Source organism: Streptomyces sp. NPDC091377 (genome assembly GCF_044757045.1).
In the GTDB taxonomy this organism is placed as follows: domain Bacteria; phylum Actinomycetota; class Actinomycetes; order Streptomycetales; family Streptomycetaceae; genus Streptomyces.
On record NZ_JBIVUE010000001.1, the window covers coordinates 619,406 to 638,615 of the forward strand.

A 19,210-nucleotide genomic window follows, 5' to 3' on the forward strand; every position below is an offset into this window, starting at 1 on the left:
ACCACGCCAGGATGCGAAACACGCTATTTATCGGAACGGCCCCCGCGCTTCACACTTCCCCCATACTCTCTCCACGGTGACGCGACGACTACGACCAGTCGTCGTGTCGGGGGGAATTGGGATCTGGGGGGATCTTTCTTGCTGACGTCCGTAGTCGTCGCTGCCGTTTCGCTCGCCCTGTTCTGGATGGCGGCGTTCACCCTGTGGTGGCAGATGCACGCCTGGCGCACCCCGGAGGTGTTCGCCTCCACCCGGTTCGGCCGGCCGGACGGCGCCGGGCGGGTGTCGTTCTCGCTGCTGCTGCCGGCCCGCCATGAACAGGCCGTGCTCGACCACACCATCCAGCGGCTGCTGGAGTCCTCGCACACCGACTTCGAGATCATCGTCATCGTCGGGCACGACGACCCGGAGACCACCGAGGTGGCCCGGTCGGCGGAGGAACGCGACCCGCGCGTACGGGTCGTCGTGGACACCCACGAGAAGAAGAACAAGCCGAAGGCCATGAACACCGCGCTGCCGCACTGCCGCGGCGATGTCGTCGGGGTCTTCGACGCGGAGGACCAGGTCCATCCCGAACTGCTCGCCCATGTCGACCACGCCTTCCGCTCCACCGGCGCGGACGTCGTCCAGGGCGGCGTCCAGCTGATCAACTTCCACTCCAGCTGGTACAGCCTGCGCAACTGCCTGGAGTATTTCTTCTGGTTCCGCTCCCGGCTGCATCTGCACGCCCAGAAGGGGTTCATCCCGCTCGGCGGCAACACCGTCTTCGTCCGCACCGAAGTGCTCCGGCAGGCCGACGGCTGGGACCCCAACTGCCTCGCCGAGGACTGCGACCTGGGGGTCCGGCTCTCCAGCGTCGGCAAGAAGGTCGTCGTCGCCTACGACTCCGAGATGGTCACCCGCGAGGAGACCCCCGGCTCCCTGATGTCCCTGCTCAAACAGCGCACCCGCTGGAACCAGGGCTTCCTCCAGGTGTACCGGAAGAAGGACTGGAAACAGCTCCCCACCCTCGGCCAGCGCCTCCTCGCCCGCTACACCCTGATGACCCCGTTCATGCAGGCGTTCACCGGACTCGTCATCCCGCTCAACGTGGCCATAGCGCTCTTCCTCGACGTGCCCGTCGGCGTCGCCTTCATCACCTTCCTGCCGGCCGTCACCGCCCTGGTCACCTTCGTCTTCGAGATCGTCGGGCTGCACGACTTCGGCAAGCAGTACGGACTGCGCGTCCGCTCCGTCCACTATCTGAAGCTGATCGTGGGCGGCCCCTTCTACCAACTGCTCCTCGCCGGAGCCGCGGTCCGTGCCGTCTGGCGCGAGCAACGAGGCCGCAACGACTGGGAACTGACCAGCCACGTCGGCGCCCACCTCGGCCCCGCCGGCACCACCCGAGCCGGCCAGGACGACCCTGCCACGCGCGACGCCCCAGCGGCCCATGGCACCCACGGCACCCGTGACACCCGTGACATCCGAGAGGACGTCCCCGCGTGACCTCCACCCTCCCCGCGGCGACCACCACAACGGTCCCCGCGCAGCGCCGGTCTGCCCGCGAGCCCCGCCCCGGCGGCCGAATAACCCCGCCCCGGAGACTGCGCTCCTCCCGCCCCGACCTGCTGCTGTGCGCGGTGCTGCTGGCAGCCGTCGTCGTCGTCCAGGGCTGGAACATCACCGCGTACCCCACCCTCAGCGACGACGAGGGCACCTATCTCGCCCAGGCGTGGGCCGTCCAGGAGGGTCTGGGCCTGGCCCACTACACCTACTGGTACGACCACCCCCCGCTCGGCTGGATCCAACTCGCGCTCCTCACCTGGATCCCCGCCTGGCTCAGCCCCGACTCCATGACCGTGGGCACCATGCGCGCCGCGATGCTGCTGATCAGCGCCGCCTCCGCCGTCCTGCTCTACGTCCTGGCCCGCCGGCTCGCCCTGCCCCGCTGGGCCGCCGGACTCGCCCTGGTCATCTTCGGGCTCTCCCCGCTGTCGGTCGTCCTCCAACGCCAGATCTTCCTCGACAACCTCGCCGTGATGTGGACCCTGCTGGCGTTCTGCCTCGCCGCCTCCCCGAACCGCCACCTCTGGCACCACTTCGGCGCCGGGATCGCCGCCGCGACCGCCGTGCTCACCAAGGAGACGATGCTCGTCGTCCTCCCCGCGCTGCTGCTCACCATGTGGCGGCACAGCCACCGCGACACCCGTAAGTTCGCCGTCACCGGGGCCGTCACCGCCTGCGTCCTGATCGGCCTCTCGTACCCCCTGTTCGCGCTCCTCAAGGGCGAGTTGCTGCCGGGCGAGGGCCATGTCTCCCTCTGGGACGGCATCACCTACCAGATGACCCGCCCCGGCTCGGGCTTCATCCTGGAACAGGGCACCGGATCCTGGGGCGTCCTCCAGTCCTGGCTCTACTACGACCGCGTCCTGATCGTCGGCGGCCTCGCCGGAGCGGTCCTGCTCCTGCTGACCTGGCGCTGGTCGGTCACCGCCCGCGCACTCGCCGGCCCCGCCCTCGTCGTCGCCATCCTCGCCCTGGTCGCGATGCGCCCCACCGGCTATCTGCCCGCCATGTACATCATCCAGGCGCTGCCGTTCCTCGCCCTGGTGCTCGCCGGGGGCACCGCCTCCGTCGCCCACGCCGTGCTGCGCCGCGGACGGCGCCCCGACGAACGGCGGCCCGTCACCGGCGTCCGGTACGCGCTGGCCGCCGTCCTCGTGCTCGCCGCCGGCGCCCATGTCGTGCCGCGCTGGTACGAGGGCGCCCGCACCGCGATGACCGCCGAGGCCAACGCCCCCTACCGGGCCGCCTCCCACTGGCTGTCCACCGAGGTCGACAGGCCCGCCACCACCCGCGTCCTGGTGGACGACGCGCTCTGGCTGGACCTCGTGCACGCCGGGTACGAGCCGGGGCTCGGCGCCATCTGGTTCTACAAGGCCGACCTCGACCCCGCCGTCACCGAGACCATGCCCCGCGGCTGGCGGGACCTGGACTACGTCGTCGCCTCCCCGACCGTCCGCCGGGACGCCACCGACCTGCCCAATGTGAAGGCCGCGATCGAACACTCCAGCCCCGTCGCCGTCTTCGGCACGGGCGAGGACCGCATCGAGATCCGCCGGATCACCGCCGAGGCCGCCCCGGGAGGCGCCCGATGAGCCAGGAGTCCATCGTCCCCGGCGAACTGGGCGGTGATCTGCGGCCCCCCGCCGTCCCCGAACCGGGCGCCGTCACCATCGTCGTACCGACCTTCAACGAGTCCGCGAACATCCGGCGGCTGCTGCGTCAGATCACCGAGTCCGTGCCCGCGCGACTGCCCTGCGAGGTCGTCTTCGTGGACGACTCCACCGACGACACCCCCGACGTGATCCGCGCGGCGGCACCCCACTGCCCCTACCCGGTCACCGTGCTCCACCGCGACGAACCGGCCGGCGGCCTCGGCGGCGCCGTCGTCGAGGGGCTCAGGACGGCCGGCTCCGACTGGATCGTCGTCATGGACGGCGACTGCCAGCACCCGCCCTCCCTCGTCCCCGACCTCATCGCCACCGGTGAACGCGCGGGCGCCGAACTCGTCGTCGCCTCCCGCTACATCGAGGGCGGCAGCCGCGCCGGACTCTCCGGCGGCTACCGCGTCGCCGTCTCCCGCGCCGCGACCTGGCTCACCAAGTCCCTCTTCCCGCGCCGGCTGCACGGCATCAGCGACCCGATGAGCGGCTTCTTCGCCCTGCGCCGCTCCACCGTCACCGCCGACGCCCTCAAACCCCTCGGCTACAAGATCCTCCTCGAACTCGCCGTCCGCTCCCGGCCCCGCACCGTCACCGAAGTTCCCTTCGTCTTCCAGGACCGCTACGCGGGCGTGTCCAAGTCCGGCCCCCGCGAGGGCTGGCGCTTCCTGCGCCACCTCGCCGGGCTGCGCACCGCCTCACCGATGGCCCGGATGGCGGTCTTCGGACTGATCGGCGTCACCGGCTTCCTGCCCAATCTCCTCGGCCTGTGGGCACTGACCGCCTCCGGGATGCACTACGTCCCCGCCGAGATCCTCGCCAACCAGTGCGGCGTGGTCTGGAACTTCCTGCTCATCGAGCGGCTGCTGTTCCGCGACCGCCGCCGCTTCCGGCGCTGGTGGGACCGGTTCGGCCGGTTCGCGCTGCTCGCCAACGCCGATCTGCTGCTGCGTATCCCGCTGATCGCGCTGCTCGTCGGCCGGTTCGGCATGGAGGCGCTGCCCGCCACCGCGTGCGCGCTGGTGACGACGTTCGTCCTGCGCTTCGTCGGGACCGAGGCGCTGGTCTACCTGCCGCGCGGACGCCCGCGCGGCGGCGTGAAGGAAAGCGGTCCAGCAAGGGAGAGCCGAGTGACACAGCACCACGGGAGCACAGGCGCGGACGCGAGGAGGCGGGCCGAGTGAGACGCACGGGACGCGCCCGGCGCGGCAGACGTACGGCGGCCCTGCTGGCGGTGGCCGGACTGACCGGGGGGCTGCTGCTCACCGCACCCCAGTCCGCGTCCGCCGCCAACCTCATCGCCAACCCCGGCTTCGAGACGGCCGGCAGCGGCGACATGCCGTACTGCTGGCAGCGCTCCGGCTGGGGCGACAACGACTTCACCTACGAGACCACCGCCGACGCCCACACCGGCGCCGCCGCCATGAAGGTCAGCCTCACCCGCCGGGCGGACGGCGACCGCAAGGCGCTCATCACCGAGTCCGCGGACTGCGCGCCCGTGGTGACCGAGGGCAAGCAGTACGACCTGTCCCTCTGGTACAGATCCACCACCCCGGACGCCAACATCACCCTGTTCCGGCACGACGCGACCGCCGGCTGGCAGTACTGGACCGACCTCAAGACCCTGGACCTGGCGGCCGACTGGACCGAGGCGGGCGTCCGCACCCCTGAGATCCCGGCCGGCACCGACCGGATCAGCTGGGGCGTCTCCGTCTACGGCACCGGCTCCGTCACCACCGACGACTACGCGATGGAGCAGGTCAGCGATCCGGTGCCGCAGCCGGGCTGCACCGGCACCGCGGACCAGTGCGAGAACGGCGCCTGGGAGGTGCTGCCCGCGCAGAACCCGGTCCGCTCCATGCACTCCGTCGTCCTGCACAACGGCAAGATCCTGCTGATCGCGGGCTCCGGCAACGACCCCACGATGTTCGAGGCGGGCACCTTCACCTCCGCCGTCTACGATCCCAAGACCGGCACCTACGAGGTCATCCCCACCCCGAGGGACATGTTCTGCGCCGGACACGTCCAGCTCCAGGACGGCCGGGTGCTGGTGATGAGCGGCAACAAGGGCTACCCGTCGGCCGACGGCACCGTCGGCTACCAGGGCTACAAGGACTCGTACGTCTTCGACCCCGCCACCGAGACGTACACGAGGACCAACGACATGAACGACGGCCACTGGTACCCGTCGGCCACCGTCCTCGGCAACGGCGACGTGCTCTCCTTCGGCGGGCTGAAGGAGGACTCCACCGGATCGGTGACGGCCGAGCGCTGGTCGCAGGCCGAGCAGAAGTGGCTGCCGACCTGGCAGGTCAACCAGACCTGGTCGTTCTGGGGCCTGTACCCGTCGATGATCCTCATGCAGGACGGCCGCCTCTTCTACTCCGGCAGCCATGTCTTCGGCAACAACATCCCCGGCACCGGCGCCGCGATCTACGACTACGACGCCAACACCATCACCCAGGTGCCCGGCCTCCAGAACAAGGACGAGCGCGACCAGTCGGCGAGTGTGCTGCTGCCGCCCGCGCAGGACCAGAAGGTCCTCACCCTCGGCGGCGGCAACATCGACTCCAACCCCGAGGCCAACCGCCTCACCGACGTCATCGACCTCAAGGAACCCGACCCGCGGTACGTGGCGGGCCCGCCGATCCCGCAGGGCACCGTCGACCTCGGCGACGGCCCCGTCCCGCAGACCGGCGACCAGGGCAAGATGTACGTCTCCGCGGTGCTGCTGCCCGACGGCAAGGTCCTGGAGACCGGCGGCGCCCTGCACAACCGGGCCAACCCGGTCTACGAGACCTCCCTCTACGACCCCGCCACCGGCACCTTCGACCCGGTCGCCGCCGACCCCGAGGCCCGCGGCTACCACGCCTCCGGGTTCCTGCTCCCCGACGGCCGGGTCATGACCACCGGCGACAACCCGGGCAACAACTCCTGGAACCACAATGTGTCGATCTACACCCCGCCCTACCTCTTCAAGGGCGAGCGGCCGACGATCACCTCGGTCATCGACACCGAGTGGAACTACGGCGACACCCAGCGGATCACCGTGGACCGCCCGATCGCCAAGGCCGAGTTGATCCGCCCGGCCGCCGTGACCCACTCCTCCGACCCGAACCAGCGGTTCGTGGACCTGCCGCTGACCGTCGACGGCAACACCATCGACCTCAATGTCACCAGCAACCCCAACCTGGCCCCGCCCGGCTGGTACATGCTCTTCGCGGTCGACGCGGGCGGAGTGCCCTCGGTGGCCGAGTGGGTCCACCTCCAGGGCCCGCAGGCCCTCGCCGCGAACGACGCCTCCGCCCACGTCCACGACTTCGCCGACAACCTCAAGGGCAAGGTCGCCGGACCCGGCAAGAAGCGGTCCTCCCACCCGGTCCCCCCGACCGTCTCCGGCTGCGACCGCCACTACGGCACGGGCAACGTCTGCGTCCCGACCGCCTTCCCGGCGGACGTCGGGAAGACCACGGCGGCCCGCTGCGACTGGCTCGCCAAGAACGACTACGGCCGGCTGAAGGTCAACGGCAAGGACGACCCGCTCCGCCTCGACCCGGACCGCGACGGCTCGGCCTGCGGAAAGGGAGACCTGAGGAGAAGCGGAAAAGCACACCCCAAGGGAAGCGGAAAAGCACACCTCAAGACCGGGAACGGACACGGCGAGAGCGGGAAGGGGCACATCACCACAGGCGGCTGAGGCTCAGCCGCCCTCCCGGGACCGAAGGGCGTCCGCCACGATCGCGGCCAACTGCTCGTGGTGGGCGCCCTTCCCGTACGCCACCTCCGGGCTGTGCTCCAGGTCGGTGGTGACGGTCTGTGTGGTGTCCGCGGGCGGGATTACGTGTGCTGGTAGGCGACCAGGGAGATGCCCACGTAGTGGACGACGAACGCCGCGAGGGTGAAGGAGTGGAAGACCTCGTGGAAGCCGAACCAGCGCGGTGACGGGTTGGGGCGCTTGATGCCGTAGATCACGCCGCCCGCGCTGTAGAGGAGGCCGCCGACGACGACCAGGACCAGGACGGCGATGCCGCCGGTGCGCATGAAGTCGGGGAGGAAGAAGACCGCCGCCCAGCCCATCGCGATGTAGCAGGGGGTGTAGAGCCAGCGGGGGGCGCCGACCCAGAAGACCCGGAAGGCGATCCCGGCGAGGGCCGCCCCCCAGATGCCCCACAGCAGCCACTGCCCCTTGGCCTCCGGCAGCAGCAGCATCGTGAGCGGGGTGTAGGTGCCCGCGATGATCAGGAAGATGTTGGCGTGGTCCAGGCGGCGCAGGATGCCGTCCATCCGGGGGCTCCAGTCGCCCCGGTGGTACAGCGCGCTCACCCCGAACAGCAGACAGGCGGTGAGGGCGTAGATCGCGCAGGCCACCCGGCCGCGCGGGGACTCGGCGAGGGCCGTCAGCACCAGGCCGGCGACGACCGCGGCCGGGAACATGCCGAGATGCAGCCAGCCGCGGAGCTTCGGCTTGATGGGGTGCGGCAGGGAGAGTGCGGCGGACACGCGATCGGTGACCGTCGGTTCCCCGGGCGCGTCGGAGGCGGGCACAGTCATGGGCGGAATGGTACCTACGGAACCGTAAGTCGCGGGTCAGCGGGGTGGTCGGGCGCGACACACCGGGCCGGCCGCCCCTCCGCTCGGGTGAGCACCCGGGCCCGACCCGTCGCCGCTCAAGTGAGAGGGAGACCTCTCTCAAGAGAAGGTCATCCGCACTTTATGTGTACGCAAAGTGGCGAGAGGAAACGCGGAGTGACGTGTGATTCCTCACGCCGCTCAGGTGGGCGGACCTCTGGACAAATGCGCGGCGTCCTCGGATGATCAAATGAGTGCGGTCGGCACCGGATGAGCGCCAAATGCAGTACGAGTGCAGCAGCTGCGAAGCATCCGGGTCGCGGCCCCCACGGGGCAGACAGTCAGAAAACCCTCAACAAGGAGCGATCGTGGCGCGCGACATCGCGGCTCCCCCCGTCATCCCGACCAACCACAAGGAACTGATCTCGTGGGTCAACGAGATCACCGAACTGACCCAGCCGGACAACGTGGTCTGGTGTGACGGATCCGAGGCCGAGTACGAGCGCCTGTGCGGGGAGCTCGTCGAGAAGGGCACCTTCCGGAAGCTCGACCCGATCAAGCGCCCCCACTCCTACTACGCGGCCTCCGACCCCACCGACGTCGCCCGCGTCGAGGACCGGACGTTCATCTGCTCCGAGAAGGAGGCGGACGCCGGCCCCACCAACCACTGGAAGGCCCCCGCCGAGATGCGGGAGATCTTCGCCGGTGACCAGGGCCTGTTCCGCGGCTCCATGCGCGGTCGCACCCTGTACGTCGTGCCCTTCTGCATGGGCCCGCTCGGCTCGCCGCTGTCCGCGATCGGCGTCGAGATCACCGACTCGGCGTACGTCGCCGTCGCCATGCGCACCATGACCCGGATGGGGCAGCCGGTCCTGGACGAACTCGGCTCCGAGGGCTTCTTCGTGAAGGCCGTGCACACCCTCGGCGCCCCGCTGGAGCCCGGCCAGGCGGACGTCCCCTGGCCCTGCAACCAGACCAAGTACATCTCCCACTTCCCGGAGACCCGCGAGATCTGGTCGTACGGCTCCGGCTACGGCGGCAACGCCCTGCTCGGCAAGAAGTGCTACGCCCTGCGCATCGCGTCCGTCATGGCGCGGGACGAGGGCTGGCTCGCCGAGCACATGCTGATCCTCAAGCTGACCCCGCCCACCGGTGAGTCGAAGTACGTCGCCGCCGCCTTCCCGTCGGCCTGCGGGAAGACCAACCTCGCCATGCTGGAGCCCACGATCTCCGGCTGGACGGTCGAGACGATCGGCGACGACATCGCCTGGATGCGGTTCGGCCAGGACGGCCGGCTGTACGCCATCAACCCCGAGGCCGGCTTCTTCGGGGTCGCGCCCGGCACCGGTGAGCACACCAACGCCAACGCGATGAAGACCCTGTGGGGCAACTCCGTCTTCACCAATGTCGCCCTCACCGACGACAACGACATCTGGTGGGAGGGCATGACGGAGGAGACACCCGCCCATCTCATCGACTGGAAGGGCAACGACTGGACCCCGGAGTCCGGCACCCCGGCCGCCCACCCCAACGCCCGCTTCACCGTGCCCGCGTCCCAGTGCCCGATCATCGCGCCCGAGTGGGAGGACCCCAAGGGCGTGCCGATCTCCGCGATCCTGTTCGGCGGGCGCCGCGCCACCGCCGTACCGCTGGTCACGGAGTCCTTCGACTGGAACCACGGGGTGTTCCTCGGCGCCAACGTGGCCTCCGAGAAGACCGCCGCCGCCGAGGGCAAGGTCGGCGAACTGCGCCGCGACCCGTTCGCGATGCTGCCGTTCTGCGGCTACAACATGGGCGACTACATGGGCCACTGGGTCGACGTGGCCAAGGACAAGGACGCCGCGAAGCTCCCGAAGATCTACTACGTCAACTGGTTCCGCAAGAACGACGAGGGCGCGTTCGTCTGGCCGGGCTTCGGTGAGAACTCCCGGGTCCTGAAGTGGATCGTGGAGCGCCTCGACGGCAAGGCCGAGGGCGTCGAGACCCCCATCGGCATCCTCCCGACCAAGGCGGCCCTGGACACCGACGGCCTCGACCTCGCCGACGCCGACCTGGAGTTCCTGCTCACCGTGGACCAGGAGATCTGGCGCGAGGAGGCCGCGCTGGTCCCCGACCACCTCAACACCTTCGGCGACCACACGCCGAAGGAGCTGTGGGACGAGTACCACGCCCTGGTCCGGCGCCTGGGCTGACGCCCACCCCCGAAGACTCCGCGGCCGGTTGAACCGACTGTGCCCTGACCAGCTACATCGTCACGGCCGGCCGCGGACCACACAGGCAAGGCCGAGCACAAAAGAGTGCTCGGCCTTCGCCGTACTCGATATCGCCGAGAGCGACAACGCCGCAAAGGGGCGCGGGGAACTGCGCAAATCCCCCCACGCACCCGCACCCGCACACCCACGCACGGCGAACAGGCGCCCGAGAACCGAAGCCCCCCCAACCCCCCACCCAAGCGAACGCAGTGCCATGGCACCCGGTCCGCGCGTCGCTGCGGGTGCACGCGGACCGGGGCCGTACGGGAGCCCCGTGACGGGCTGTCAGCAGACCTCGCCGCAGGGGCAGGGGTCAGCCGGCGGCAGCACTCAGTTCCGGCCGGCCGGCGGCGGCGTGCGCGTCCATCCGCTCGGCCGCGAGGATCGCCACCACCGTGTCCGCCCGGGACGCGGCGACGACCAGAGCGCGCCCGGCGACGGCGTGGGCCCGCTCATGGAGGGACGAGGGGTCGGTGAACCCCCCGGAGGGCACGGCACGCACCGGTACGACCCCGCCCCGCAACCGTCCGACCTGCTCGGCGAGCCGGACGGACGCGGTGTCCAGGTCGGCGGACGGGACCAGCGCGCGCAGCTCGTCGGTGACGGCGAGCAGGGCCGCGAGATGGCCCGCGAGCTGGATGTCCAGCTCCTCCTCGCGGGACCGGTGGGGGAAGTCGGAGGTGGTGCCGGCCACCGTGCTGTGGACCGACTTGGTGCGGATCGGTTCGTACATGGATGGCCTCCTGTGCTCGGACGGAAGCCATCCTACATTGGATTGAGTCTAAAGTAGAGCCCTTGACGGATCCGGCCGGACCGGCCACGGAAGGTGAACGCCCGCTGCCCGGAACCCGCAGGTCGGGCGTGGAGGATCAGAACTGCCCGTATCCGTCGAGGAAGGTCCCGATCCGGGTGACGGCGTCCTTGAGGTCCGCGGCCGTCGGCAGCGTCACGATCCGGAAGTGGTCGGGCTCGACCCAGTTGAACCCGGTGCCGTGGACGACCATGATCTTCTCGCGGCGGAGCAGGTCGAGCACCATCTGCCGGTCGTCCTTGATCTTGTAGACCTTGGGGTCGAGCCGGGGGAAGAGGTACAGCGCCCCCTTGGGCCGTACGCAGGTCACGCCGGGGATCTGGGTCAGCAGGTCGTAGGCGACGTCCCGCTGCTCCTTGAGCCGCCCGCCCGGCAGGACGAGGTCGGCGATGGTCTGCCGGCCGCTGAGCGCGGCGACCACCCCGTGCTGACCTGGCATGTTGGCGCACAGTCGCATGTTGGCGAGGATCGTGAGGCCCTCGATGTAGGAGGCGGCGTGGGCGCGCGGCCCGGAGATCGACATCCAGCCGACGCGGTAGCCGGCGACCCGGTACGCCTTGGACATCCCGTTGAAGGTGAGGGTCAGCAGGTCGGGGGCGACGGCGGCGGTGGGGGTGTGGGTGGCACCGTCGTAGAGGATCTTGTCGTAGATCTCGTCGGAGCAGACCAGTAGCTGGTGGCGGCGGGCGATGTCGGTCAGCCCGCGCAGCACGCTCTCGTCGTAGACGGCGCCGGTGGGGTTGTTCGGGTTGATGACGACGATCGCCTTGGTGCGGTCCGTGACCTTGCGTTCGATGTCGGCGAGGTCGGGCATCCAGTCGGACTGCTCGTCGCAGCGGTAGTGGACGGCGGTGCCGCCGGAGAGCGAGACGGCGGCGGTCCACAGCGGATAGTCCGGCGCCGGCACCAGCACCTCGTCGCCGTCGTCCAGCAGCCCCTGCATCGCCATGGTGATCAGCTCGGAGACCCCGTTGCCGATGAACACATGCTCGACGTCGGTCTCGATACCGAGGGTCTGGTTGTGCATCACGACCGCGCGCCGGGCGGCGAGCAGCCCCTTGGCGTCCCCGTACCCGTGGGCCGTGGACACGTTCCGCAGTATGTCCTCAAGGATCTCCGGGGGGCAGTCGAACCCGAACGCGGCCGGGTTCCCGGTGTTCAGCTTGAGAATCCGCTGCCCCGCTGCCTCCAGCCGCATCGCCTCCTCAAGAACCGGACCCCGGATCTCGTAACAGACGTTGGCGAGCTTGGTCGACTGGATCACCTGCATGCCAGCGAGCTTACGGGCGGGTCCCGGGGGGCGGGCCGTGCTTTCCGCCACATGAGACGGGGGGTCGCCCGGACGGATGGTGCGCCGCCCGGCGCCTCCGGAGGCGTTCTTGTCCGCTCGGCCCCCACGTGACGACAATGTGCATGACAAGACGAGCGGTCGGGAAACCCCCGGCCGTCCCGTCATCGCGTCACAGGAGGGGACCCCCCACATGCGCACCTCCCTGCTCGCCGCCCTCGCCGCGCTCGCGGCCACCGCGATGGGCGCCGCCCCCGCGCTCGCCGCCACCCCCGCCGAGACGGCCCCCGCAGCCGAGGCAACCCGCACCGCCGGGAAGGCCCCCGGCACCGCGACGACCCGCACCGCCGGGAAGGCCCCCGGCACCGAGGCAACCCGCACCGCCGGGAAGGCCCCCGGCACCGAGGCAACCCGCACCGCCGAGAACGCCCCCCGCACCGAGATACCCCCCGCCACCGGGACGGCCCCCGCCGCAGCCGTCACCTTCGCCGGGACCGTTTCCCTCAGCAACTGCTCCGGGTCCGTCGTGCGGATGCCCGATTCCGAGGACGACGACCCCGCGCTCGTGCTCAGCAACGGGCACTGTCTGGAGAGCGGATTCCCGGCCGCCGGTGAGGTGATCGTGGACCGGGCCTCCAGCCGGACGTTCGGGCTGCTCAACTCCGCGGGGACACGCGTCGCCACACTGCGGGCCGACAAGGTCGCCTACGCGACGATGACCGACACCGACGCCGCCGTCTACCAGCTGACCTCCACCTACGCCCAGATCCGCACCTCGTACGGCATCACCGCGCTCACCCTCGACGCCACCCGCCCGGCCGCCGGGACGGCGATCAGCGTCGTCTCCGGGTACTGGAAGCGGATCTACAACTGCTCCGTCGACGGGTTCGCGTACCGCCTCAAGGAAGGCGACTGGACCTGGAAGGACTCGGTCCGCTACACCTCCGCCTGCAACACCATCGGCGGCACCTCCGGATCGCCCGTCCTCGACCAGGCCACCGGACGGGTCGTCGCCGTCAACAACACCGGCAACGAGAACGGGCAGCGCTGCACGCTCAACAACCCGTGCGAGGTGGACGCGAACGGCACCGTCACCGTCCGCCGGGGCATCAACTACGCCCAGCAGACGTACCAGCTCACCGCCTGCTTCGGGCTCGACAGCAAGCTGGATCTCCACGCCCCCGGGTGCACCCTGCCCAGGCCGTAGCAGCCCGCCTGCTCAGCCCCGGGCGGTCGGCGTCCGGCGGACCGCCCGGCCGGCCAGGACATCGGTGCGGCGGCCGTCCTCGATCACGAAGCGGCCGTCCACCAGGACATGCGGGATGCCCGTCGGCAGGGTGCGCGGCTGCGCGAACGACGAGCCCGCCGCCACCGTCGCGGGGTCGAAGAGCACCAGGTCCGCCCGGTAGCCCTCGCTGACCAGACCCCGGTCCGGCAGCCGCAGCCGGGCCGCCGGGCGGGACGTCAGATGCGCCACGCACTCCTCCAGGGACAGCACCCCCAGCTCCCGTACGTACCTCCCGAGGTACTCGGGGAAGGTGCCGTACGCCCGCGGATGCGGCTTCGCGCCCTGGAGGATGCCGTCCGAGCCGCCGGTGTGCACGGCGTGGCGCATGATCAGACGGACGTTCTCCTCATGGCCGACGTGCTGGAGGATCGTCGGGCCGAGACGGTCCTCCACCAGCAGCCGGTGCGCCGTCGTCCACGGCTCCTCGCCGCGCCGCGTCGCCGACTCCAGGACCGTGTGGCCCACGTACTCGGCCAGCGCCGGACTCGTCACGCCCGAGATCTCGATGGTCTCCCACTCGACCGGCACCCCGTGGCAGCCGTCGGAGCCCAGCACCTCCAGATGGTGGCGGATACGGGCCGTCGTCCCCTCGTCCGTGAGCCGCTCCAGCGCCCGCGCGGGACCGCCCTCGTTCGCCCAGCTCGGCAGCAGCGCGGCCAGCGTCGTACTGCCCGGCGTGTAGGGGTAGGTGTCCAGCGTGATGTCGGCGCCCGCCGCCAGCGCCTCGTCCAGCAGGGCCAGCAGCTCCGGCGCCCGCCCCTTGTTCACCCCGAAGTTCATCGTGGCGTGCGCCAGGTGCAGCGGGCAGCCCGCCTCCCGGGTCAGCGCCACCATCTCCTCGTACGCCTCCAGCGCCCCGGCCCCGTACGAGCGGTGATGCGGGCAGTAGTAGCCGTCGTACGACGCCACCACCCGGCACAGCTCCGTCAGCTCGGCGTCCTTCGCGTACATGCCCGGCGTGTAGGTGAGGCCCGACGACATGCCCACCGCGCCCTGCTCCAGGCCCTCCGCCACCAGCCGCCGCATCCGGCCCAGCTCGGTCGCGGTGGCCTCCCGGTCCTCCCAGCCGACGGCCAGCGCCCGCACCGTGCCCTGGGGGATGAGGTAGGCCGCGTTGACGGCGATGCCCCGGTCCAGCCGGTCCAGGTACTCGCCGACCGTGCGCCAGTCGAAGTCGATGTCGTCGCCGTGGCCGTTCCAGCCGGTGATCGCGCTGCGCACCTCGGCGAGCGTACGGTCGTCCACCGGCGCGTACGACAGCCCGTCCTGGCCGATGACCTCCAGCGTGACGCCCTGCGCGGCCTTCGCGGTGTGCTCGGGGTCGCGCAGCAGCGCCAGATCGCTGTGGGCGTGCATGTCGATGAAGCCGGGGGACAGCACCAGGCCCTCGGCGTCCAGCTCCCTGGCCGCCGAAGGGCGCCGGCCGCCCGCCGTTGCCGCCTCCTTCACGATCGAGACGATCCGGCCGCCGTCCACCACCACGTCCGCGCGGTACGCGGGGCCGCCGGTGCCGTCGACCACATCCGCGTCCCTGATGACGAGTTCTGCCATGCTGCCGGGCCTCCAAGAGAAACGAACGAACGGGCCTGAGGGCCTAAGGGCCTCAGGGCCCTGCGGGCGGGCAGCGCGTCGGCTGCCGGGGGGCTAGAAGTACGTGCGGACGTACTCCACGACCGTGCCGTCCGCCTCCGCCACCGGGATCAGCTGCCACTTGTCGAACGAGGTGCACGGGTGGGACAGCCCCATCCCGAGCCAGTCGCCGACCTCCAGGTCCGCCTCCGGAGCCGTGCGCAGCCAGCCGTGCTGGTCGGACAGGCCCGTCACCTCGATCCCGGTCGCCGGGCGCTCGGCGCCGTCGCGCCGCACCGCCTGGGCGAACGGCAGGTCCAGGTCGTAGGCCGCGTCCCGCTTGCCCGCGTTCACGAACGCCTGCTCCGCCGACGGACGCGACACCACCTGCGCCCAGAGCCGGAAGGCGGGCTCCAGAGCGCCCTCCTCCGGAACCCGGTTGAAGGGGGTGAGGTGGCGGTAGTGGCCGTCGTCGTGGGAGACGTACGCGCCCGAACGCAGCAGCTTCAGGACCGGCGCCGACAGTTCGGGAATCTCCGCGAAGACGTCCGCGACCGCGTCGAACCAGGCGCTGCCGCCCGCGCTGACCACGATCTCCTCCAGGCCGGCGCTCGTGAAGCGGCCCGCCTCGTCGAACTCCGCCGCCAGGGCGATCAGCCGGCGCAGCCAGGCGTGCACCCGCTCCGGGGTCGCGTCGGGGACCTCGCCTTCGTAGCCCGCGACCCCGGCCAGCCGCAGGGTGCCGGCCGCCGCCACCGCGTCCGCCACCGCCGCGCACTCCGCCTCCGTCCGGGCACCCGTGCGCGCGCCGTCACCGGCGGCGAGTTCCACGACGACGTCCACCGCGCGGGTCGCGCCCGCCGCGCTCAGCGCCGCGTCCATCGCCTCGACACCGCGCACGGAGTCGACGTAGCACAGGAAGTGGAAGGCGGGGTCCCGGTCGAGTTCGGTGGCGATCCAGCGCAGGGCCGCCGCGTCGACCAGCTCGTTGGCCAGGAAGATCCGCTCGACGCCGAACGCCCGTGCCACCCGCACCTGGTGGGGGACCGCGAGGGTGACGCCCCAGGCGCCGCGCTCGATCTGGCGCCGGAAGAGCTGCGGCGCCATCGACGTCTTGCCGTGCGGGGCGAAGGCCAGACCGTGGCGGACGGTGTACGTCTCCATCAGCGCCAGATTGTGCTCCAGGCGCTCGGCGGACAGGGCCAGCACCGGCGTGGTGAAGCCGCCCGTGAACAGATTGCGGCGCTCGGCGGTCAGCTCGCCCACCGTGCGGCCGGTCGCGTCCGGCGGGAGGCCCTTGAAGCGATGGTCGACCCGCTCCTCGGCGAGCCGGGCGAACGCTTCCGAGCCGGTGACGTCCTGGGAGCCGGTGACGTCCTTGTCGAGCGGCATGGAGCCTCCTGGTCCGGGGTGTGTTGCATTGTGTGCAACGTTCATTGCGTATGTCGCTTACTGCTGTCTAACATCTCGGCCAACGCGGGGTCAACGGAGCCGCCTCGCCCACGCCCTAGGGAGCCACAGCATCGTGACGGTCACCGGACCCACCCCCGACGTCGTCGACGTCGTAGCGCTAGGCGAGTCCATGGTCACGTTCCTTCCCTCCACACCAGGCCGCCTCGCCGACGTCTCTTCCTTCGAGCGCGGCATCGGCGGCGCCGAGTCCAACCTGGCGTGCGTGACGGCCGCCGCCGGGCACTCCACCCGCTGGATCAGCCGCGTGGGCGCCGACCCCTTCGGCGACCATCTCATCGAGGCCATCGGCGGTTACGGTGTCGACACCTCCGCCGTGCGCCGCGATCCGCACCGGCCCACCGGGATCTACTTCCGCACCGCCGGGGACCGGGCCACCGACGCCCACGAGGTGGCGTACTACCGCACCGGGTCCGCCGCCTCGGCCATGTCGGTCGACACCATGGACCGGGCGGCGCTGCGGGCCGGGCGGATCCTGCATCTGTCGGGGATCACGGCCGCGCTGTCCGAGGACTGCCGGGAACTGCTGCGCGAACTGACCGCACCCCACCCCGGGCGCCCCCTGGTCTCCTTCGACGTCAACTACCGCTCCCGGCTGTGGACGGCCGCGCGCGAGGACTCGACCGACTCCGGCGGTGACGGGTCCGCGGTCTCCGGTTCCTCCCGCCGTGACGGCTCCGGCGTGCTCCTGGAACTCGCCCGCGGCGCCGACATCGTCTTCGTCGGACTCGACGAGGCCGAGGAGGCATGGGGGGTCACGGGCGGGCCCGAACGCATCCGCGAACTGCTCCCGGAACCCGACGTGGTCGTGGTCAAGGACGGCGGCAAGGGCGCGACCGCCTTCGTGCGGGGCGACGACCGGCCGCAGGGCAGCGGGGTCGGTCATCAGCCGTCGGGTACCCGGGAGGGCGACCGGCCGTCGGGTACCCGGGGCGACCGCCGGCCCCCGGTCACCTTCGTCCCCGCCCCCCAGGTCACCGTCACGGCGGCCGTCGGCGCGGGCGACGCCTTCGCCGCGGGTTTCCTCTCCGCCACCCTGCGCGGCCTGTCCGTGCGGGACCGGCTGCGGCACGGCCACCTCATGGCCGCCGCCGCCCTGACCGTCCCCGGCGACCTCGCCGTCCCTCCCGCGCGGGACCGGGCCGACCGGCTTGTCGCACTGGACGACGAGGCGTGGGGGAGACTGCGACTCGGACCCGGCTGGACCCACGCCGCCGACCGGGCCGAGGAGGAGGTAAGAACCCCATGAGCCAGACCGTCGACCGCGCGCTGAGCATCCTGCCGTTGCTCGCCGAGGGACCCGCCGATCTCGGGCAGGTCGCCGAACGCCTCGGCGTCCACAAGTCCACCGCCCTGCGCCTCCTCCGCACCCTGCACGAGCACGGCTTCGTCTACCGCCAGTCCGACCAGCGCTACCGCCTGGGCGCCCGGCTCTTCGCGCTCGCCCAGGAGGCCATGGAGAACCTGGACATCCGGGAGATCGCCCACCCCCACCTCGCCCGCCTCAACGAGGCCGTCGGACACACCGTCCACCTCGCCGTCTACGAGGAGAACGAGGTCCTCTACATCGACAAGGTGGAGAGCCGCTACCCGGTACGCATGTACTCGCGCATCGGCAAGCCCGTGGCCATCACGGTCGCCGCGGTCGCCAAACTGCTCCTCGCCGACCTTCCCGAACCCGAGCGCCGCGCCCTCGCGGAGAAGCTCGACTACCCCATGTACACGGCCCGTTCGACACCGCACGCCGACGCCTTCCTCAAGGAGTTGGTCAAGGTGCGCGAACAGGGCTGGGCCACCGACCTCGGCGGCCACGAGGAGTCCATCAACTGCATCGGCGCCCCCATCCGAGGCGCCGACGGCCGGGTCGTCGCCGCCATGTCGGTGTCGGCGCCCAACGTCGTCGTCACCGCCGACGAACTCCTCACCCTGCTTCCGCTCGTGCGCCGCACCGCGGACGCCATCAGCGGCGAGTACTCCGGCAGAACCCACGCCTGACCCGCCGGACAAGCACACAAGATGCAGACAGCACAGAAGCTCCACACAGCACAGAAGATCCAGACAGCACAGAAGATTGTGAAGGACCGCGTATGACCGAGAAGACCGCCCTCACCCCCGCGACCCACACCACCCCGCCCGCGAAGTTCTCGCACGGCGTGCGCAAGGGCAACATCCTCCAGGTCGCCGGCCAGGTCGGCTTCCTGCCCGCCGTAGAGGGCCAGCCCCCGACCCCGGCCGGCCCCACCCTGCGCGAGCAGACCCTCCAGACCCTCGCCAACGTCAAGGCGATCCTGGAGGAGGGCGGCGCGAGCTGGGACGACGTGATGATGATCCGCGTCTATCTCACCGACGTCGACCACTTCGCCGAGATGAACCAGATCTACAACACCTACTTCGAGGAGCAGGGCCTCACCGCCCCGCCCGCCGCCCGCACCACCGTCTACGTCGGCCTCCCCGCCGGCCTGCTCATCGAGATCGACGCGCTGGCCGTCCTGGGCTGACCGACCCCGACCCACGAGCCTCCCGGCCCGCCCACGAGCCTCCCGGCCGGCCGACCGACTGGCCGACCTGCTGACCGGCCGCCCGGCCTCCCCGCCCGCGGCCCGGGGCCGCGGCCTCGGGGCCCGCACCCCGCACCCCGCCCCCGCACCCCACCCCGTACGTACATCCCCCGGCACGGCGTCTCCACGACGCCGTGCCGCACTTCCCCACACCCAGAATCACCCCGCGTGACGCCCAGAACCACCATGTGTCCGACCA

14 protein-coding genes are annotated in these 19,210 nt (G+C 71.0%); 9 read left to right on the plus strand and 5 right to left on the minus strand.

Annotated elements, in window-relative coordinates; genetic code table 11:
• The first annotated feature begins 138 nt into the window (after positions 1-138).
• From ACIQNG_RS02785 to ACIQNG_RS02800, 4 genes are read left to right on the plus strand one after another with little or no spacing between them, the layout of a single operon-like run.
• Positions 139-1,488: a glycosyltransferase gene (locus ACIQNG_RS02785; RefSeq protein WP_401482349.1), complete on the plus strand. Its 1,350-nt coding sequence runs from the start codon at positions 139-141 to the stop codon at positions 1,486-1,488.
• Complete coding sequence (locus tag ACIQNG_RS02790; protein WP_401482350.1) at positions 1,485-3,140, plus strand: ArnT family glycosyltransferase; 1,656 nt, start codon at positions 1,485-1,487, stop codon at positions 3,138-3,140. Before ACIQNG_RS02785 ends, ACIQNG_RS02790 begins: the two co-directional genes overlap by 4 nt.
• The gene (locus ACIQNG_RS02795) at positions 3,137-4,390 is read left to right on the plus strand and encodes a glycosyltransferase (protein WP_401482351.1); all 1,254 of its coding nucleotides are present in this window, start codon (positions 3,137-3,139) and stop codon (positions 4,388-4,390) included. Before ACIQNG_RS02790 ends, ACIQNG_RS02795 begins: the two co-directional genes overlap by 4 nt.
• Complete coding sequence (locus ACIQNG_RS02800) at positions 4,387-6,903, plus strand: galactose oxidase-like domain-containing protein (RefSeq protein WP_401482352.1); 2,517 nt, start codon at positions 4,387-4,389, stop codon at positions 6,901-6,903. The genes ACIQNG_RS02795 and ACIQNG_RS02800 overlap by 4 nt, the downstream gene beginning before the upstream one ends.
• Positions 6,904-7,043: 140 nt before the next feature.
• Here ACIQNG_RS02800 and ACIQNG_RS02805 read toward each other — a convergent pair whose 3' ends face one another.
• Positions 7,044-7,757 (minus strand): hemolysin III family protein, encoded by a 714-nt coding sequence (locus ACIQNG_RS02805; protein WP_401429580.1) that lies wholly within the window; start codon positions 7,755-7,757, stop codon positions 7,044-7,046.
• A 386-nt stretch (positions 7,758-8,143) separates the two neighbouring features.
• Between ACIQNG_RS02805 and ACIQNG_RS02810 the strand changes: the two genes are divergently transcribed.
• The gene (locus ACIQNG_RS02810) at positions 8,144-9,967 is read left to right on the plus strand and encodes a phosphoenolpyruvate carboxykinase (GTP) (protein ID WP_401482353.1); all 1,824 of its coding nucleotides are present in this window, start codon (positions 8,144-8,146) and stop codon (positions 9,965-9,967) included.
• Between the two features lie 373 nt (positions 9,968-10,340).
• Here ACIQNG_RS02810 and ACIQNG_RS02815 read toward each other — a convergent pair whose 3' ends face one another.
• Complete coding sequence (locus ACIQNG_RS02815) at positions 10,341-10,760, minus strand: hypothetical protein (protein ID WP_401482354.1); 420 nt, start codon at positions 10,758-10,760, stop codon at positions 10,341-10,343.
• A gap of 136 nt (positions 10,761-10,896) precedes the next feature.
• Positions 10,897-12,108, minus strand: a complete 1,212-nt coding sequence (locus ACIQNG_RS02820) for a pyridoxal phosphate-dependent aminotransferase (protein WP_401482355.1) — start codon at positions 12,106-12,108, stop codon at positions 10,897-10,899.
• 211 nt (positions 12,109-12,319) lie between these two features.
• Here ACIQNG_RS02820 and ACIQNG_RS02825 point away from each other — a divergent pair, with 211 nt between their 5' ends.
• Positions 12,320-13,333 (plus strand): serine protease, encoded by a 1,014-nt coding sequence (locus ACIQNG_RS02825; protein WP_401482356.1) that lies wholly within the window; start codon positions 12,320-12,322, stop codon positions 13,331-13,333.
• 12 nt (positions 13,334-13,345) lie between these two features.
• Here ACIQNG_RS02825 and ACIQNG_RS02830 read toward each other — a convergent pair whose 3' ends face one another.
• Both ACIQNG_RS02830 and ACIQNG_RS02835 read right to left on the minus strand, forming a co-directional pair.
• Positions 13,346-14,965 carry an amidohydrolase family protein gene (locus tag ACIQNG_RS02830; RefSeq protein WP_401482357.1) on the minus strand — a complete coding sequence of 540 codons (1,620 nt, stop codon included), beginning with the start codon at positions 14,963-14,965 and terminating at the stop codon, positions 13,346-13,348.
• Between the two features lie 93 nt (positions 14,966-15,058).
• Entirely contained in the window at positions 15,059-16,375 is a 1,317-nt protein-coding gene (locus tag ACIQNG_RS02835) for an amino acid deaminase (protein ID WP_401482358.1), read from the minus strand.
• Positions 16,376-16,508: 133 nt separating this feature from the next.
• On the opposite strand from ACIQNG_RS02835, the gene ACIQNG_RS02840 reads away from it, so the two are divergent.
• The 3 genes from ACIQNG_RS02840 (at position 16,509) to ACIQNG_RS02850 (ending at position 18,951) form a co-directional block, all read left to right on the plus strand.
• Positions 16,509-17,702 (plus strand): sugar kinase, encoded by a 1,194-nt coding sequence (locus ACIQNG_RS02840; RefSeq protein ID WP_401482359.1) that lies wholly within the window; start codon positions 16,509-16,511, stop codon positions 17,700-17,702.
• Positions 17,699-18,448, plus strand: coding sequence for an IclR family transcriptional regulator (locus ACIQNG_RS02845; protein WP_401429598.1), 750 nt, complete (start codon positions 17,699-17,701; stop codon positions 18,446-18,448). The genes ACIQNG_RS02840 and ACIQNG_RS02845 overlap by 4 nt, the downstream gene beginning before the upstream one ends.
• Positions 18,449-18,540: 92 nt before the next feature.
• Complete coding sequence (locus tag ACIQNG_RS02850) at positions 18,541-18,951, plus strand: RidA family protein (RefSeq protein WP_401429600.1); 411 nt, start codon at positions 18,541-18,543, stop codon at positions 18,949-18,951.
• Positions 18,952-19,210 lie beyond the last annotated feature (259 nt).

Excerpts from the sequence above, each read along its gene's own strand:
- ACIQNG_RS02825 (WP_401482356.1), top strand. The coding sequence starts at position 12,320 with ATGCGCACCTCCCTGCTCGCCGCCCTCGCCGCGCTCGCGGCCACCGCG.
- ACIQNG_RS02835 (WP_401482358.1), bottom strand. The coding sequence starts at position 16,375 with ATGCCGCTCGACAAGGACGTCACCGGCTCCCAGGACGTCACCGGCTCG.
- ACIQNG_RS02830 (WP_401482357.1), bottom strand. The coding sequence starts at position 14,965 with ATGGCAGAACTCGTCATCAGGGACGCGGATGTGGTCGACGGCACCGGC.
- ACIQNG_RS02850 (WP_401429600.1), top strand. The coding sequence starts at position 18,541 with ATGACCGAGAAGACCGCCCTCACCCCCGCGACCCACACCACCCCGCCC.
- ACIQNG_RS02815 (WP_401482354.1), bottom strand. The coding sequence starts at position 10,760 with ATGTACGAACCGATCCGCACCAAGTCGGTCCACAGCACGGTGGCCGGC.
- ACIQNG_RS02795 (WP_401482351.1), top strand. The coding sequence starts at position 3,137 with ATGAGCCAGGAGTCCATCGTCCCCGGCGAACTGGGCGGTGATCTGCGG.
- ACIQNG_RS02805 (WP_401429580.1), bottom strand. The coding sequence starts at position 7,757 with ATGACTGTGCCCGCCTCCGACGCGCCCGGGGAACCGACGGTCACCGAT.
- ACIQNG_RS02820 (WP_401482355.1), bottom strand. The coding sequence starts at position 12,108 with ATGCAGGTGATCCAGTCGACCAAGCTCGCCAACGTCTGTTACGAGATC.
- ACIQNG_RS02845 (WP_401429598.1), top strand. The coding sequence starts at position 17,699 with ATGAGCCAGACCGTCGACCGCGCGCTGAGCATCCTGCCGTTGCTCGCC.